This is a genomic window from Planctomycetota bacterium (genome assembly GCA_016235865.1).
GTDB lineage: Bacteria > Planctomycetota > MHYJ01 > JACQXL01 > JACQXL01 > JACRIK01.
Map to the genome: position 1 here is coordinate 188,156 of JACRIK010000021.1, position 17,695 is coordinate 205,850.

Sequence of the window (17,695 nt, forward strand, 5' to 3'; positions counted from 1 at the left end):
ACTATTTCCCGTAACCCAGTTCAATGGTCAGGTGGGTCTCAGAGCCCTTCTGGTTAATGTTAATCAAACATTGTTCGTGGTTTTTCAGGAATCCGATAGTCAGAGAGGATTCTTTTGGATTAGGGTTATATGACCTGTTTTCCATCCAGTTGAATTTAGTCATCTGTTTACTGTAGAATTCCATGAGGTCTTCGGTTCGGGCGCTGCCGATATACTTGATTGAAGTGGTCCGGACGCTGCCGGTCACATAGGCCCATGATTTATCAGGGCGGTGCTCAAAGTTAGCCGGTACCGGCACATCCGGCGCCTGGTAGTTCTTTACCGATGGGGTGGTAACCTTGGTGGTCTTGGACGACTTATTGCCTAAAATACGGCAGGAAGAAATGCCCATTACCAATAGTCCGCTTAGCAATATGGTTCCGATAATCAATATTTTAGAGTTTTTCATATTTATCTCCTTTTACTCGCTGTTGGACTTTTGTCCTTACAGCGAGTTATCCCGATGTATCCCGCTTCGGCGGGACGAATGTCGGGATGATGTTATAATATCGGCTCTTTAGATACTATTCTTAAATACTAAATATATGAAGATATATCAAGAAAAATAGCCACAGATTTAACAGATTAAATTTTGGACTGTTAAAATCCGTCATCCGAGCGGGAACCGGCCGGCGGCTTTTGGGGTAGCAGCTTCTGGATATATTTACCGAGCATATCCACCTCGATATTGACCTTATCTCCGATTTTCTTAGCTCCGAGAATGGTAGATTTAAGAGTATGGGGAATCAGGCCGAGCGAAAACCGGTCGGAACGGATATCAAATGCGGTTAAACTCACGCCGTCAATGGCAATCGAGCCTTTTTCTATGATGGATTTGGCAGTTTCCGGCGGGCAGGTGATCTGTATCAGGCAATTTGAACCTGATTTTGTTATGGATGATACCTTGCCCACGGTATCAATATGCCCCTGGACAAAGTGTCCGCCAAAAGGGTCTCCGGACATTATCGCCAGTTCCGTATTGACCTTGTCGCCGGCTTTGAATGAACTCAGTGTTGTTCGTTTGACCGTCTCGGACATTACGTCAAAGGTAAAGGTGTTTTTATGGCTGGTCTTGGTGGTCACGGTCAGGCAGACGCCGTTAATGGCGATGCTGTCTCCGATTTTAACCTGTTTATCCATGGCAGGTATCTTGACGGTCAGTTGCAATAAAGAGCCTTTTTGGGCGGTCTTTATTATCTGGCCTATTTGCTGGACGATGCCTGTAAACATAACGGGTTGAATTTATTGCGTTTCAGGAATTTGCCGCTTCCTTTGGCGCCACAGAAAGCGTGTTTCTGGACAATGACCTGTCCGCTGGCAATGACACAGGAAATAGCGCCCTTGCCTTTGTATCCTTCAAAGGGGCAGTAGTCGACATCCTGGTGAAGTTTGATTTTCTTGATATGCAGTTTTAGGTTAGGGTTAAACACCACGATATCAGCATCGGCGCCTATGGCTATTTCTCCCTTTTTGGGATAGAGCCCGAACAGTTTGGCCGGCGCCGTGGCAAAGACGTCCACTAATTTATTGATATTAGTATTTTTGTCCTTTATGATTTCGTTGAATAACAGGTATAATCTGGTTTCCACGCCCGGTATGCCGTTGGGTATCTTGGAGAAGTCATTCAATCCCAGCGTCTTCTGCCCGTTAAAGTTGAAGGCGCAGTGGTCCGATGCCACCGTGTTAATGGCGCCGGCCTTGATGCCGTCCCAAAGGGCCGTGAGATTATATTTGCCCCGCAAGGGCGGAGACATCACGTATTTGGCGCCCTCAAATTCAGGCGGCAGGTTAACGCTGCCTTTGTCCCCTTTTATCAAGGGCGCATTCGGCGCTTCAGTATATTTGTCAATGGATAAAGTTAAGTATTGCGGGCAGGTCTCGGCGAATACCCTTTTATTTCCCAAGAGTGTTTTCTTAACATTCTTCAGTCCGCCTTCAGAACTCAAATGCACGATATAGAGGTTGCCGTTATTGTCCGATGCCAGTTTTATCGCCTGGGCTACGGCCTGTTCCTCCGAGTCAGCCGGCCGGCTCAAGGCGTGATAAAAGGGCGAGGTCTTGCCGTTGGCCAGGAGTTCCCTGGTTAATTTATCTATTTCTTCGCCGTTCTCGCAGTGGAGCATGGTCAGGAATCCGAGTTTGCCTGATTCGGCTAATATTCGACCGATGGCTTCCGGGCTGGACATCAAGCTGCCTTTATAAGCCATGAAGAGTTTAAATGAGGTAACGCCTTGGTTGATGATTTCCGGAATTTCCGAGATGGTATTGTCATTCACATCGGTCAGGGCGACGTGGAACGAGTAGTCAATCACAGCCTTAGATTCGGCTTTTTTGTGCCAGTTGTCAAGGGTTTGCTTAAGGGTCTCGCCTTTGTTCTGGATGGCGAAATCAATAAACGTGGTGGTTCCGCCGCAGGCCGCGGCCACCGTGCCGGTGTAGAAATTATCGGCCGTGACCGTGCCGCCGAACGGCATATCAAAATGGGTGTGAACGTCGACTCCGCCGGGCAGGATGTATTGGCCCTTGGCGTCAATCACTTTGTCGGCCTCAAATTCGGGCAATAAATCAGCGCTGGCGGTCTTTGACTTGCGTTCTATCTTGGTGATAACGCCGTTTTCTATGGCGATATCCGCCTTAAATGCCTCGGCTGAGGTTACCACCGTGCCGTTGAGTATTTTTATCTTCATAATATAACCATATTTATCATAAAGGAGTTTATTGGTCAAGAAAACCTTGACTTAAGGGGTGCTAAAATTATATCCTGATTAAATAAATAAAGGATAGGAGGAATTAATGAAAGGTATCATATTAGCCGGCGGCAGCGGGACACGTCTTTATCCGGTGACACTCGGGGTTTGCAAACAGTTACTGCCGATTTATGACAAGCCGATGATTTACTACCCGTTATCGATTCTGATGTTTTCCGGCATACGGGAAATCCTGATTATATCAACACCACAGGATCTGCCTAGGTTTAAGACGGTGTTTAACGACGGCCGGCATCTGGGTCTTAACATCTCTTACCAGGAGCAAGCTCATCCCAATGGCATTGCTGAGTCATTTATATTGGGCCAGGAATTCATCGGTAAAGACGATGTCTGCCTGTTATTAGGCGATAATATATTTTACGGGCACAACTTCCTGACGCTCCTGAAAAAGACGGTTGAGGACGTGAAGACCAAACGCGGCGCTACCGTTTTCGGATATAATGTCCGTAATCCGCAGGCCTATGGAGTGGTGGATTTTGATGCCGCCGGTCGGGTGTTGTCGATAGAAGAGAAACCTAAACAGCCCAAATCCAACTATGCGGTCACCGGCCTCTACTTCTATGACAATGAAGTGGTCCGGATTGCCAAAAGCATAAAACCTTCCTGGAGAAACGAGCTGGAGATTACCGATGTTAATAAGGAATACCTGAAGAATAACAAACTGCGGGTAGAACTTCTGGGCCGAGGTGTGTCATGGCTTGATACCGGCACGCCCGAGGATTTACTGGATGCGGCCGAGTTCATCGCTATTTTAGAAAAACGGCAGGGATTGAAAGTCGCGTGTATAGAAGAAATAGCATATCAATTGGGATACATAGACAAGAAACAATTATTGGGATTGATAGAACCGCTCAAGAAAACCAGTTATGGCCAGTATCTTCAGAATATAGCCGATAAGTAGCGTATCTTCAATCAGGTGAGGGAGTTCACAGTGAGTAAATCTAATCCGAGCGCCGTTTATTTCACACCTACCGATAATAACGAGCCGACTGCTTCTGTCTCCTCTAAGCTGAAATCACTGTTCAGGAAGGCCGGATTTAATAAGCTGCTCAAGAAGGATGATTTCGTGGCGCTTAAGATGCACTTGGGCGAAGAGAAAAAGAAGAGTTTTATATCTCCAGTATTCGTCAAGGTGATTGTTGATATAGTCAAGGAAGCCAATGCCAAGCCGTTTGTTACCGATACCAACACCCTTTATGAAAGCCCGCGGGTTAATGCGGTGGACCATCTGGGACTGGCCGCCCGGCACGGGTTTTCCTATGAGAATCTGGGCTGTCCGGTCATTATTGCTGACGGGCTCATCGGCGAGAATCAGGTATCGGTCCCATTCCAGGGCGAGCGGATTCATATTGCCGGCCTGGCCAAGCGGGTTGATGTTATCCTTGCCCTGACCCATTGCACCGGTCATTTGCTGACCGGTTATGGCGGCGCTATAAAGAATATTGCCATGGGCCTGTCCGGACGGGGCGGCAAGTTGGACCAGCATTCTGGTGTCAAACCGGAGATTATCACCGGCGACTGCCAGGCCTGCGAGGTCTGCATCATCCACTGCCCGGCAGAGGCGATTACGCTTGTTAATGGTAAGGCGCATATTGATAAGGATATTTGTTATGGATGCGGCGAGTGCTTTGCTGTCTGTCCGCACAAGGCGGTCAAGGTTGACAAGTGGCATGCGACTTCTGACCGTATGCAGGCCAAGATGGCCCGCTATTGCGCCGGTATCCTCAAAGATAAAAGAGCCGGATTCATCAACTTTGCTACCACCATCACCAAGAATTGTGACTGCATTGATAAACCCGAAAAACCACTGTTGCCTGATTTGGGTATTCTGGCTTCCTCAGACCCGGTGGCGATTGACATGGCCAGCATTGATCTGATTAACCAGAAGGCGGAGAGAGATATTTTCCGGGAGGTCTGGCCTGAGATTGATTATACCATTCAGTTCAGGGAGTCGGAGAAACTAGGAGTCGGCAGCCGGGCTTATAAAATAGAATAAGATGAAAACCATATTAGCCATAATTATTATCCTCTTTAGCGGTTATATCTATGCGACTCCGACTGGAACTCAGGTTACGGACCTTGACGGCCGCGTCTTTGAAGGGGATGGAATAAGATTTGAGAATAACAATCAGGTGGTTTTGTTGTCAAAAGGAGTCACTCCAACCTCTTTCGCCTGCAATAATCTGGTCGGGATATCGTTTCATGGTAATCCGGTCACCCCGTCTATTCAAGCCGGGGCCGGGTTCCGGATAACCCTGGTCAATCAGGATGTTTTATACGGCGTGATTTCAGATACGGCCAAGAACGGATTTGCGGTTTATAACAGCATCCTGGGCAAGATAGTTCTTAACTTTGAGCAGATATCAGCCATTGAAAGGATGGAGGACAAGGAGCCGCTGTCATTGAAGATAATGGATGCGGTTCGGAAGACCGAGCGTGAGGACACGATATTCCTCCTTTCAGGCGATATGGACAGCGGGATTGTCATTTCGCTCACCCCGGAGAGCGTCAGCATCAGGTCAACGCTCTATAACCAGGACCGGACCTATAAGATGAAAGACGTTTGGGCCATTAACCTGTTCTCATTCCCGGCCGCGCCACAAAAGACAGCCGGTAATGATTTACCGGCCGTGGTGTATCTGGCGGATAATTCCAGGTTAAATGGCTCCATTAGTCAGTCTCTATCAGAACAAACGCTTGGTCTGGTTCAGGGAAAAGTTAATTATCAGATTCCGATTCAAGGCGTAAGTTTCATCTGTTTCAGGAACAGCCGCTGTATTTACCTGTCTGATTTAGAGCCGGCAGATGCCAAGGAATATATCTCACCTGATGATAAGTCCAGAACTTTCCTCTGGCATTATCAGAGAGACAGAGGGCTGTTCAGCCAGAAACCCATTTATCTGCAAGGGCGGAAGTATTCCAAGGGGTTGGCCGCGCACGCCAATTGCGAACTTACCTATAAATTAGATGGTTCATACCAGAAGTTCTTTGCCACTATCGGCTTGTCTAACGAGAGCGTCAAAGGCGAGAATGACGAGTTATCAGGCAGCGTCAGGTTTGTTATCTATACAGACGGCAAAAAGACATACGAGAGCGAGGTCTTCAGGAAAGACAGCCCGCCTAAAGACATGTCCCTTGATATCAGGAACGCCAAGGAAATCAGGCTGGTGGTGAGTGATGCCGGAGACGGTTATATATTAGACCGCGCCGCCTGGGCCTTGGCTCGTGTAATTAAATAAGAATCATTTCATAGCAGAATTTATATTGACAATGGATAAACGGCTTGATATTTTACTTGTATAAATACGGGCGGTTAGCTCATTAGAAACTGTTAGCGACAAAGGAGCGTTACAGTTTCTTATCCCGGCTTTATGTCGGGAGCGGAGGAATAACTTACGGGCGGTTAGCTCAGCGGAAGAGCATCTCGTTTACACCGAGGAGGTCAGGGGTTCAAATCCCTTACCGCCCACCATTTTCAGTCAGCTGGTCGGCCAGTCAATCGGTTGACCGGAAGACAGGCAGACCGGAAAACCGGCAGACATTCAACACGAACACTGCGCCTTGCGCCGGTCCTGTTCTATCTCCTTAAACATACTGTCCGATATCTTGGTCGGATAGACACCGGTAAAGCAGGCCGTGCAATATTTGTTATTCCCCTGGCTGCATGAGGATGCGAATTTCCTGATACTGACCGCCTTAGTTAGTCCGTTCAGGGTTTGGTAAATCAATTTATCTGCGCCGATTTCCTTGGCAATCTTATCCTCGTTTTTATTCCGAGCAATGAATTCGTTCTTGGTCTGCATATCAATGCCATAGACGCAGGGATACCTCAGGGGCGGGCAGGTCACGGCCAGATAGACCTCTTTGGCTCCGGCGTTTTTTACCAGATTGATTATCTCGCGTGAGGTCGTGCCCCGGACAATGCTGTCATCAACCAGAAGAACCTTCTTGCCGCTGATTTCGGCCCTGATGGGATTGAGTTTTTGCCGGACCGTGCTTTCCCGCGCTTCCTGCAAGGGCATAATGAAGGTCCGTCCGATATAGCGGTTCTTGACCAGTCCTTCGCGGAAGGGCAGTCCCAGTTTCTCGGCCATGGTCGTTGCGGCCGGCTTGGCGCTGTCCGGAACCGGCACCACGATATCGGCCTTGATATTCCGCTTGATGACCTCTTTGGCCAGTTCCTCGCCCAGCCGCAGCCGGGCTTCATAGACATTGATACCATCCATAACGGAATCCGGCCGGGCAAAATATATCCATTCAAAAATGCAAGGCGTATGGGCCTTCTTCATCAGGCGCTTGGAGAACAACTGGCGCTGGGCCTTGAAGAACGGTTCCTGTTCCTGGATGAAAATCGCCTCGCCCGGCATCACGTCGCGTTCCAGTTGATAGCCCAGGATATCCAGCGGCACGCTTTCCGAGGCAAAGGCGTAATTATCGTCCTTCCGGCCGAAGACCAGCGGCTTGATGCCCTGCGGGTCGCGGAAGGCAAACATTCCTTTATTGGCGATTATGCCCACCACCGAATAACTGCCCTGGACCTTCTTGAAGACAGCATGAACCGCCTTAAAAACCATTTCGGGAGAGAACTTGCGTAGATTATTATTTGCCAATTCATTGGCGAAGACATTCAGGATGGTCTCGACATCACAGCGGGAATTCAGATGGTAGAAACTGTCTTTCTCCAGCGCCTTTTTTAGTTCCGAGTAATTGGTGACGTTGCCGTTATGGGCCATGGCAATACCCAGCGGCACATTGATATAAAATGGCTGGGCATCCTCGGCATCACCGCCGCCGATAGTCGGATAGCGGGTATGGCCGATTCCCATATTACCATTCAAACGGGCGATATTCTTCTGGTTGAATATATTCTGGACCAGTCCGTTGCCCTTCTTGAGATGGAACTGCTGGTCGCAGGTGATGATGCCGGCCGCATCCTGGCCCCGGTGCTGTAATGCGCCTAAGCCGTTATAGAGCTCGCCGACAATGTTCCCAGAACCGCAAACACCTAATATTCCGCACATTAAATTGGTCTCCCTGTCTACCGGTCATCCGGTCTATCTGTCAGGCGGTCATTCGGTCTACCTGTCAATAGGTTGTCCGGTCTATCGGTCGGTCTGTCGACCGGTTATTTCTTCCTTAAATATCGCCTGAGTCCATCTATTAGTTTACGACAAAGCGTTGCGGTTTGATATATCCTGTCAAATTTATTCTGGTTAATATAGTTTTGGTCTAATGCGACGTATAAACATGATTGAATCTCAGAAGCGGAGTTTCTTGAATAGCCCAAATAGCGCAGGAAATCATTATCTCCGCCGCTATCAAATCCTTCGGCAATATTATTCATTGTAGAAATTGCTGACCCTGTTATCTGGTCTACCAGTCGCCTGTCTTTGGTAAAATTAGCGGCTATCTGGTAAACCATTTTTGTAAGTTCCCTGGCTTTCTTCCAGCACTCTAAATCTTCGAATCTATTTACTTTCATTATGCAGTCATCCTGTCTATCGGTCTCCCTGTCTGTCTGTTAACCGGCTAACCGGCCGACTGTTAGACCGACCCACCGACTGGCCGACCGGCTGACTGGTTGACCGGCCGACTGTCCTATCCGCCACTCAAGCCGACCACCACCAGCACCAGGGCGCAGATGGTGATGGCCACGGTGGCCGTAATCGCCGCGGTATTCATCAGCCAGCCGCTCCGGTATTCGCCCATCAGCTTCTTCTTGTTAATCAGGATGAGCATAATGATTAACACCGGCGGCAGCAGCAACCCGTTCAGGGTCTGCGAGATAATCATTATCCAAATCAGTGAAATCTTCGGAATCAACACTATAACGGTTCCGATAATCAATTGCAAGGTAAATATGCCGTAAAATTGGGGCGCTTCTATGAATCGTTTGGAGACGCCGCTCTCCCAGCCGAATATTTCGCAGACCGAGAACGAGGTGGACAGGGGCAGGATGATGCCGGCGCCGATTGAGGCAATCAATAACCCGATGGCAAACAGGTAGGTAGTGTAACTCCCGCCCAGCGGAGACAATGCCAGTGCCACGTCTTCCGCGCTCCGGACTCCGCTTCCGCCCTTACCGTGCAGGCACGAGGCGGTCACGATAATAAAGAATATCACCAGCCCGACGCTCAGGCCCGAGAACAGCGCCTCCCACCTGAAATACTTGTAATTGGAAATGGTGATGCCCTTTTCCACCACGCTGGACTGGTGATAGAAGACCATCCAGGGCGCCAGGGTGGTGCCGATTAAGGCCACCATCAGCATCAGGAACTTATGGTCGAAACTGAATGACGGCGTGATGACCGCCTGTCTGACCTCGGCCCAATCCACCGGCGCCAGGAATCCGGCCACGATATAACACCCGTAGAACAGGATGCCGACCAGGAAGACCTTCTCAAACCGCTTATAGTTGGCCTTGATGGTCAGAATCCACAGGGCCGCGACTATCATCGGCACGGACAGGTATTTATTGGACAGATAATTGATATTTAAGAGCGTCATAGCCGCGGCAATGCCGGCGATATTGGAGGCCGCGTTGGCAATGCCGGCGATGAACTTTCCGACCATGATGTAGAACGAGGCCTTGACCCCGAAGTTTTCTCTGATGAGGTCTGATAAACCCTTGCCGGTGACCGCGCCTAATCGTCCGCTCATATCCTGGTAGAGCAATAAAATAGCCACTACCGGAATCACCATCCAGAGCATGCCCAGCCCGAAATCAATCCCGGCTACGGAATAGGTGGTGATACCGCCGGCATCGTTGCCGAAATTGCCGGTAATCAAACCCGGGCCCATTAGGGACAGGACGATTAAGAAACTTGCCCAGAAGCCTTTCTTACTCGCTGTTAACGACGAAGGAGTGTTACAGCGAGTTAGACCCGCCTCTGGCGGGTTCTGGTTGCCAGTTTGCACCGGTGGGGTAGCTTCACCTTGCGAAGTGGTTGGAACATTATTCATGTTTTCTGTCTATCTGTCTGCCTGTCTTCCGGTTCGCCTGTCGACTGGCTGACCATCATCCTATCTTCACCAGCCAGACACCGCCGATAATCAGTCCGGCGCCGAGAATCCGAAACAGAGTCGCCTGTTCACCCAGGATTAATATGCCCAGCAGGGCAGTAACTAACGGATAGGTGGCTGAAATCGGGATAATCTTTGAGGTAGCGCCTAATTTCAGCGCCCCGAAATAGGTCAGCATGGCCAGGAAACCGGCAATCAGTCCGGTAGCCGCGAACAGGAGCATGGTCTTGGGCGGGGTGGACAGGACTTCCCTGGTCTTGCCCATTACGATTACAGTGATGAAAACCGCGATGATGATGGCCAGGTTCCTGAATGCCAGTCCGACTATGGGCGAGGTGGTTTCCAGCCCCTTCTTTTCCATTATTGGCGTAGTGCCCCAGAGTATGGCGGTCAGAATCAGAAGTATGACAATATTTAGCTGCATTGTTTTAGTCGTTAAGTTTGCCGGTTTTCCTGTCTACCGGTCAACCGGCCGACTGACTGACCGGAAGACCGAATATAAATGTTTTGTTCGGTAAAAGCAAGAAATTTAACAACTGGATTAAACGGATTAATCAGATTAATTAAATCAGTTAAATCTGCTAAATCCTGTTGTTTATACTTTCCTATACGGGGAGAAATAATAACCCGAATAATCAAGAATAAACATTGCTTGGAAAAGAGCAAAATGGCCCTGTCCCCCGAACTCTACTGAGACCGCGTTAGCGAATGCTTTCGGGGGACTGGTCGGGAGTACGCCAAAGGCGCACGCACCGGGCTCTAAGCGTTAGCGTGACTCCGAGTACCTACTGGAACGCAGGTCAACAGGATGGTGGTAAATTCGGGCGGGGGCGGATTTAATTTGCATTCATTCCGGAAAGTGGTATGATATCATTAAATTCGTACGTGTCCCCAGATTACCCAGATTACCAAAAACGATTATGGTGGAAGAAACAATCAGGAATCTTCCGGTTACTTTTGGTATTTCTGATATAGAACGTGTATGTCCGGCCGTGAGCCGCGATATGATTAGAAATGTTCTAAACCGTATGCGTCGAGAAGGGTATCTAACCTGCAAAGGAACCGGCCGGCGGGCGCTTTGGGAGAAACGTGGTAATAAACCCCCTAAACGTGGTAGTAAACGTGGTAATAACTAATTAAGCATTCGGCAGTTAATGACGGAAGAAACCTTGCCCGGCAAAGAGCAAAATGATAGGATGGAATTAAATGGCGTCACCGGAATACCGGAGCGGCGATAGAGAAGAAGATGGCCGGTGAAATCTGGGAGCAGTTAAAGGACGGAACCCTGACCAATGCGGCTAACCTGACTAACCAGGACCAGGTTAATTCATTGTGTAATTGGCTGATTAAATTATAGGGGAATAATCGGCGTCACCGGAATTACAAGGAATGTGTTTCGGGGAAGATAAGATATATACTGGAGATTATAAATGAATACAGATATTCTTACTGCTTTGATTGGCGCAGGAGGCACTATTATTGGAGCAATTATAGGTGCTCTTTTGGCCAGAACTGATTTTTTTGACAGATTATTTAAGGGAAGTAAGTTTTTGAGTTTAGTGGGGAAATGGAAATCTACTTGGGAAGATTATAATTATCCAAACAATGCTTATAAAGAATTATTAGTTATTGAACGTCAAAAAGGATCAAATATTTATGGATATATAACCATGGAGGATAAACCAGACAAGAAATGGAATTTTGAAGGTAATTTTAGCGGACGTTTCTTGCAGTTATTCTATTTTCCATCTAAAGAAGCAGAAGATAAACTCTTTCTTGATTATGGTTGTTACTTCTTTGAAATGCAAGGTAACGGAGCTTTTAAAGGATACTCTATAGGCTTTGATTATGAAGCAAATAGTATGGGCGTTTCAACGCATAGAATTGAAAGAATTAGATAGCACGAAAGATTCGGAGAATGCAGTTTTATCTTAATTATACCGAAGAAAATATTAATTCGAAATTCGGAGGAAAGTGTATTGTGTCCCCGGAATTTACAGTCAAATGAAGCGTCAGAAATTGTCCGAATATCTTGACCGTATCAAATCAGCCCTGGACCAGCAGGACTATAACAATGCGAAACGAATAGGCGAAACGGCCCTGAAAAAACTCCGTACCCTCTCTTATTCTTCTCTGGATAAATACCAGTTGTATGTAAATTTAGGAGGCGTTTATTATCATCTGGCGGAATATTCCCGTTCTTTGGACATTTTTTACCGGGCTTATCTGGTATCAGTAAGGTTTTCTCTTTCGGAGACAAGGATTATTTATGCCTCATTTGGTATGGGGCATAATCTTCTTATGATGAGAAATCTTGACCTGGCCTTAGCCCAGTTCCAGAAGGTGGAACAGTACTATAAAAAATATGGTGATAAGATATTTCCGATGGATGCTCAACGTGATGCGTGGACTCTGCTTATGATTGGGCATTGCTATCTTGGTAAAAACGAATTAGAAAAGGTAAGTGATGTTATTGAAAACAGATTGTCTTCTCGCGAGATTATTCTCTTATCTAAAGAAGCTCTTGCGGATTATAACCAGCTCAGAGGTGGGTATTTGATTGCCATAAATGAATACAAGCAAGCTCGTGAATCATTACGGGAATGTATTAAACTCGGTGAACAATTTAACCTTCCTACAAGAATACTGGACGCCAAAAGCTATTTGGCTGTAATTAACCTTCTGGAAAATAAGATAGATGATGCCATTAAAACATTACTGGAAAACCTGAGAGATGCCAGGCGTCTGAAATTCAATAACTTCATTTGCGAATCAGGACTTCTTTTGAGTAAGTGCTATTTGCTTAAAGGTCTGCCTGACAAGTCCGCATCTATAGAGGAGCGTATCAAACCCATCCTGGCAAAATTAGATACGGTTTGGCTCTATGAAAAGATCCGTGAATTTGAGAAACTCTATCGCCAGTTGAAATTGCCCAGGCAATCGCAACCCATCCCAGCGATTTTGGTCAATGCATTGAGTCGCCGTCATGAAACCTCGCCTTATAAATGGAGTATCATTGGTAACTCTGCGGCGATGCAAGAGGTATTTCAGCTAATAGAAAAGATTGCCCCGACGGATTTGCCGATATTAATCCAGGGCGAGACCGGCACCGGCAAGGAACTGATTGCCCAGGCGATTCACGCCAATAGCCCACGTTCAGCCAAGACCTTCCTGGCATTTAATTGCGGGGCGATACCGGAGTCGCTTCTGGAAAGCGCGCTCTTTGGCCATACCAAGGGCGCCTTTACCGGCGCGGAAGAAGACAAAAAAGGTTATATTGAACTGGCCTCTGGCGGCACGCTCTTTATAGACGAGATTAGCAGTATGTCAGGCGGGATGCAGCAGAAACTCCTGCGGGTCCTGGAGGAGAATCTGGTCTGGCGGATTTGCGCTCAGAAACAGATAGCCGTCAACACCCGTTTCATCTTTGCCAGCAACCAGGACATAAAGCAAATGGTTAAGCAGAAGTTATTTAGGGAAGACCTGTTTTACCGGATTAATACTATTATTGTTAATCTGCCGACTTTAAGAGAACGGAAAGAGGATGTGCCGTTATTGATAGAACACTTCCTTAAGAAATACCACCCCTCACCCCAATCAATCAAATCCCCCCATCCCCCTTTTGCAAAGGGGGAGAAAGGGGGATTAGAAATAAGGGGAGATTTTATTCCCGAAGTATCGCAAGACGCCCTCCGTCTCCTCACCGCCTATTCCTGGCCCGGCAATATCCGCGAACTGGAAAACGAGATAAAACGTATCTGTGTATTACACCCGAATACAAATCTTATTATTAAACCAATGTTGTCCGATATCATCCGCAATTATTCGGCTGATGAAACCCAGTTGCCTGCCCGACCATCAGGCGGTGCCGGCGCAACCCTTAAGGAATTAACCTGCGCCTTCCAAAGAAATATGATTATCCAAACCATTAAAAAATGTAATGGCCGTATTACACATGCGGCCCGCTTACTTGGGTTCACTCGTCCCCATCTGCATGAAAAAATGAGGCAACTAAATATCCCATCCGGCAAAAGTAATAAAAACCTGTCAGTGTAAGATTTTCCTGACACCCAATCCTAAAATCTCATTATTCCCGTCTTTGACGATATTCCCTAACTCATTGATAAGCAAGGTAATAAGAAATCTTTATTGAATCTGTAAGTCCTCATCCATCTGGCACGATATTTGCATATATATAGGTAAGATTAACCGTGTAAAAACATAAGCAGGAGGTTGTATGAGAAACAGCGCAATAATAGCGGCCCTATTTCTGGTGGCCTTTGTCACCACCTTTAACTACGGCGGCTGCGGCTCCAGCAGCGGCGTCAGCGGCTCCAGCGTCCCGGCAGACCGGCCGCCGGTATTAACCTCGCCCGACGATAAGAATGTCAATGAAAATACCTTGCTGTCATTCACTCTCTCCGCGTCAGACCCGGACGGCGATACGATTGCCTATTCAATGGTCGGAACGCCCACCGGCTCGGTCTTAAACCCATCCACCGGCGCATTCTCCTGGACCCCGTCCTATACCCAATCCGGCAGTTATCCGGTCACCTTTACCGCAACAGCCAATAGTTTAGCTGACTCCAAGCCGATTACTATTATAGTAAGCAATGTCAACCGGCCGCCGGTTCTGGCCGCCGTGGGCAATCAGACGGTGAATGAAGCCGTGCTATTAACATTTACCGTCTCAGCCGCTGACCCGGATGGCGATACGATTACTTATTCAATGGCTGGCACACCAACCGGCTCAACCCTGAATTCATCTTCTGGCGTATTCTCCTGGACGCCCGGCTATGCCCAGACCGGCAATTATAATGTCACCTTCCGGGCCGAGGATGTCTCTGGCGCCTTTGACGACGAAACCATCACCATCTCGGTTGGCGATGTCAACCGACCGCCGGTCCTGGCCGCCATCGGCAACCAGGCCGTAAATGAGGGCACGACATTAACATTTACCGTCTCTGCCACTGACCCGGATGCGGACACCATGACCTACTCGGCCAGCGGCTTACCATCTGGAGCTGTTTTTACCCCGACTACCGGCGTCTTCTCTTGGACTCCCAACTATACCCAGGCAGGTATATATAACAGTGTTACCTTCACGGTCACGGACAGCGGCGCTCCCAATCTGGCTGACAGCGAAACCATAACCATCTCGGTAAATAATACGGATAGGCCGCCGGTATTAACCGCGCCGGGCAATCAGGCCGTAGATGAGAATAGCAATCTGTTATTCACCCTTTCCGCATCAGACCCGGACGGCGATACGATTGCCTATTCAATGGCTGGAACGCCGACCGGAGCCGCTTTAAATGCCGGCACAGGCGACTTCGCTTGGATGCCTGATTATACTCAAGCAGGTGATTATGTCGTCACCTTTACGGCCACCTCAAACAGTTTATCCGACTCCAAAGCCATAACCATCCTGGTCAATAATATCAACAGGACTCCTGTCCTGGCCGCCATCGGAAACCAGGCCGTCAATGAAGGCGCGCTATTAACATTTACCGTCTCTGCTACTGACCCGGATAACGACACCCTGACCTACTCGGCCACCGGCTTACCCGGCGGCGCAACCCTGAATTCATCTACCGGCGCATTCTCCTGGATGCCCAACTATATCCAGTCCGGTGATTATAATGTAACTTTCCGGGCCACGGATACCGGCGCATTGTTTGATGAAGAAGCCATCACTATTACGGTGACTGATGTGCCGGGCGCCGTCACGCTCTTCGTAACCAACAACGGGGGCGGCGCGGTCTCCTCATCCCCGGCCGGCATCTCCGGCAACGCCAGCACCAGCGCCGGATTCATCCCGGGCACGGTCGTCACACTGACCGCGGTCGCGGACGCCAATTACGGCTTCATTGGCTGGACCGGCGCATATACCGGCGCCGGCGACTGCGTTCTCACGATGACCGCGGACACCAGCGTCACCGCCACCTTTACACCCCTTATTGTTGTGTCATTAGTCCCGGCCCGGACATCGGGCGTCGCGCCCCTGGCCGTCTTCTTTGACGCCTCATCCACCACGGCTGTCGCGACCACCCGTCCGTTCCACGACCTGGAATACCGCTGGGATTTCGGCGACCCGCTTGGCTCACCGGTCAGCGGCACCACCTGGGCCACCGGCAGTAATCCGGGCGTCAACAGCCGCAATGAAGCCACCGGTCCGGTCGTGGCGCACGTCTTTGAAAGGCCCGGCACATACACAATCAACCTGACCGCGTTTGACGGCACCAACACCGCGGTCGCCAATACGACTATCACGGTCCAAGACCCTGATGTAATCTTTGCCGGCACAAATACTATTTGCATCGGCGCGACAGTCACTCCGACACCGGGAGTTGACGGCTGTCCAGACGGAGCTTTCACAGTTATGCAGCCAAACTTTGCCACGGCCATCACCACCTACGCAACCACGGGAAAAAGAGTGCTGTTCAGGAGGGGAGATACGTTCACTTCCACGGCATCTGGTGCACTAACCAGTAACGGGCCAGGAATCGTGGGGGCGTTTGGCGCTGGTGCGTCGCCCATTGTGCGAATGACGAACAATACTGTGATATTAGCTTTATCCAACAGAAGCACCCCGGGCATCGGCGACTGGCGCGTGATGGACCTGGAGTTTGATGGTCTGTCAACGCTTCTTTCAGAAGGGGTCAGGACCCAAGGGGGTATAAATCAGGTCACTCTCCTGCGATTGAATATGCACGACATACACGATGGCTTTGGGTTTACTGCTACCATATTGGATTCTCAGAATGGCAACGGCTATCCCGGCCACAAGACGTATGACCAGATTGCCATAGTTGATTCATCTGTTGTGCGCATAGTCGGCACAACCGGCGGGGTTGGATTCGCCGGGTCCGGGAAGCATTTCGCGATGCTGGGGAATTTTGGAGATGACGCCATATTAGGCGAGCACGTGGTGCGGCTTTTTTACCTGTATAAAGCCGTAGTCAGCAACAACACGCTCAGCAGGCAGGCGTCGACCAAGGGGGTCATCAAGATGCACGGCCCGACCTGGACACCATCTACGGATTACCATACCGACCCGCCCCCGACAGGGGTAGAAGGCGAGACGGGCGGATATACCGAATTAGTCGTTCTTTCCGACAACAAATTTGTGGGGATGTCTAACGCTGTCTACACGGTTAATATGGCCGCCCAGGACTCTTACAAAGACGAACGGCTGAGAAATATCATTGTTGAACGCAATTGGTGGCCCAAGCCGATTGATATAACAAATAGCGTTGTCAAGGCACTCGCGGTCGATGCCGACGAGGTTACTATCCGGAATAATATCTGCGCAATATCTAGTGGTGGTTTTGTCCTGGTGCGCGGCACCCCAGGCAGTCCAACAGACATTATAACACCTCCTCCGACTAACGTTCGCGTGTATAACAATACCATCTACAGCAATAGACCCACCTCTGTCGGATACTTTATTGCTGTTGATATCAGAGCACCGTCTACGAATGTCACCGTGTATAACAATTTGGCCTATGCTCCATACGTTAGAACTGACTCATGGGCTACGAATATGGTTATCGATGCCGGCACAGGCACTATTACAGCGGCCAACTCTACAAACTTCCAAATAAAAAACACCTTCCCCGGATGGTTCAGCGCCACGCCGGATGTTCCAACGGACTTTATGCTGATGGGTGGCAGTTACGCCATCGGAGTCGGCGCGTTGGTCCCGGTCTGGTCCGATTTCTTCCGCACGCCCAGGCCGCAGGGCAGTATGGATATGGGCGCCGTCAAAGCGCCGTAAATGTTCCCCTCACCCTTCCCTCTCCCCATTGGGGAGAGGATAGGTGAGGGGGTATAAAGTCATTATGCTGATGAATGAAAGGTTA

Annotated in this window: 14 protein-coding genes and 1 tRNA gene; 8 read left to right on the plus strand and 7 right to left on the minus strand. The window is 49.1% G+C overall.

Annotated elements, in window-relative coordinates; all coding sequences use genetic code 11:
* Position 1 precedes the first annotated feature (1 nt).
* The 3 genes from HZA49_06780 to hydA all read right to left on the minus strand — a co-directional run bounded on the left by HZA49_06780 (position 2) and on the right by hydA (position 2,726).
* Positions 2-448 (minus strand): hypothetical protein, encoded by a 447-nt coding sequence (locus HZA49_06780; GenBank protein MBI5779145.1) that lies wholly within the window; start codon positions 446-448, stop codon positions 2-4.
* A gap of 191 nt (positions 449-639) precedes the next feature.
* Positions 640-1,269 carry a riboflavin synthase gene (ribE, locus tag HZA49_06785; protein ID MBI5779146.1) on the minus strand — a complete coding sequence of 210 codons (630 nt, stop codon included), beginning with the start codon at positions 1,267-1,269 and terminating at the stop codon, positions 640-642.
* The gene (gene hydA, locus HZA49_06790; protein ID MBI5779147.1) at positions 1,242-2,726 is read right to left on the minus strand and encodes a dihydropyrimidinase; all 1,485 of its coding nucleotides are present in this window, start codon (positions 2,724-2,726) and stop codon (positions 1,242-1,244) included. Before hydA ends, ribE begins: the two co-directional genes overlap by 28 nt.
* A 106-nt stretch (positions 2,727-2,832) precedes the next feature.
* On the opposite strand from hydA, the gene rfbA reads away from it, so the two are divergent.
* The 4 genes from rfbA (at position 2,833) to HZA49_06810 (ending at position 6,279) form a co-directional block, all read left to right on the plus strand.
* Positions 2,833-3,708, plus strand: a complete 876-nt coding sequence (gene rfbA / locus HZA49_06795) for a glucose-1-phosphate thymidylyltransferase RfbA (GenBank protein MBI5779148.1) — start codon at positions 2,833-2,835, stop codon at positions 3,706-3,708.
* A gap of 30 nt (positions 3,709-3,738) precedes the next feature.
* Positions 3,739-4,803 (plus strand): DUF362 domain-containing protein, encoded by a 1,065-nt coding sequence (locus tag HZA49_06800; GenBank protein ID MBI5779149.1) that lies wholly within the window; start codon positions 3,739-3,741, stop codon positions 4,801-4,803.
* A 1-nt stretch (position 4,804) separates the two neighbouring features.
* Entirely contained in the window at positions 4,805-6,046 is a 1,242-nt protein-coding gene (locus HZA49_06805; GenBank protein MBI5779150.1) for an NPCBM/NEW2 domain-containing protein, read from the plus strand.
* Between the two features lie 158 nt (positions 6,047-6,204).
* Positions 6,205-6,279 (plus strand) — tRNA-Val (locus HZA49_06810).
* A gap of 70 nt (positions 6,280-6,349) precedes the next feature.
* Here the strand turns inward: HZA49_06810 and purF are convergent.
* From purF to HZA49_06830, 4 genes are all read right to left on the minus strand, one after another.
* Positions 6,350-7,828: an amidophosphoribosyltransferase gene (purF, locus tag HZA49_06815; GenBank protein ID MBI5779151.1), complete on the minus strand. Its 1,479-nt coding sequence runs from the start codon at positions 7,826-7,828 to the stop codon at positions 6,350-6,352.
* Between the two features lie 104 nt (positions 7,829-7,932).
* Complete coding sequence (locus HZA49_06820; protein MBI5779152.1) at positions 7,933-8,292, minus strand: four helix bundle protein; 360 nt, start codon at positions 8,290-8,292, stop codon at positions 7,933-7,935.
* A gap of 113 nt (positions 8,293-8,405) precedes the next feature.
* The gene (locus HZA49_06825; protein MBI5779153.1) at positions 8,406-9,608 is read right to left on the minus strand and encodes an Nramp family divalent metal transporter; all 1,203 of its coding nucleotides are present in this window, start codon (positions 9,606-9,608) and stop codon (positions 8,406-8,408) included.
* Positions 9,609-9,825: 217 nt separating this feature from the next.
* Positions 9,826-10,254 (minus strand): EamA family transporter, encoded by a 429-nt coding sequence (locus tag HZA49_06830; protein MBI5779154.1) that lies wholly within the window; start codon positions 10,252-10,254, stop codon positions 9,826-9,828.
* Between the two features lie 822 nt (positions 10,255-11,076).
* Between HZA49_06830 and HZA49_06835 the strand changes: the two genes are divergently transcribed.
* The 4 genes from HZA49_06835 (at position 11,077) to HZA49_06850 (ending at position 17,610) form a co-directional block, all read left to right on the plus strand.
* Positions 11,077-11,187, plus strand: coding sequence for a hypothetical protein (locus tag HZA49_06835; GenBank protein MBI5779155.1), 111 nt, complete (start codon positions 11,077-11,079; stop codon positions 11,185-11,187).
* Positions 11,188-11,260: 73 nt separating this feature from the next.
* The gene (locus tag HZA49_06840; GenBank protein ID MBI5779156.1) at positions 11,261-11,731 is read left to right on the plus strand and encodes a hypothetical protein; all 471 of its coding nucleotides are present in this window, start codon (positions 11,261-11,263) and stop codon (positions 11,729-11,731) included.
* A 103-nt stretch (positions 11,732-11,834) separates the two neighbouring features.
* Positions 11,835-13,886: a sigma-54-dependent Fis family transcriptional regulator gene (locus HZA49_06845; GenBank protein MBI5779157.1), complete on the plus strand. Its 2,052-nt coding sequence runs from the start codon at positions 11,835-11,837 to the stop codon at positions 13,884-13,886.
* Positions 13,887-14,067: 181 nt separating this feature from the next.
* Positions 14,068-17,610 carry a putative Ig domain-containing protein gene (locus HZA49_06850; GenBank protein ID MBI5779158.1) on the plus strand — a complete coding sequence of 1,181 codons (3,543 nt, stop codon included), beginning with the start codon at positions 14,068-14,070 and terminating at the stop codon, positions 17,608-17,610.
* Positions 17,611-17,695: the final 85 nt, after the last annotated feature.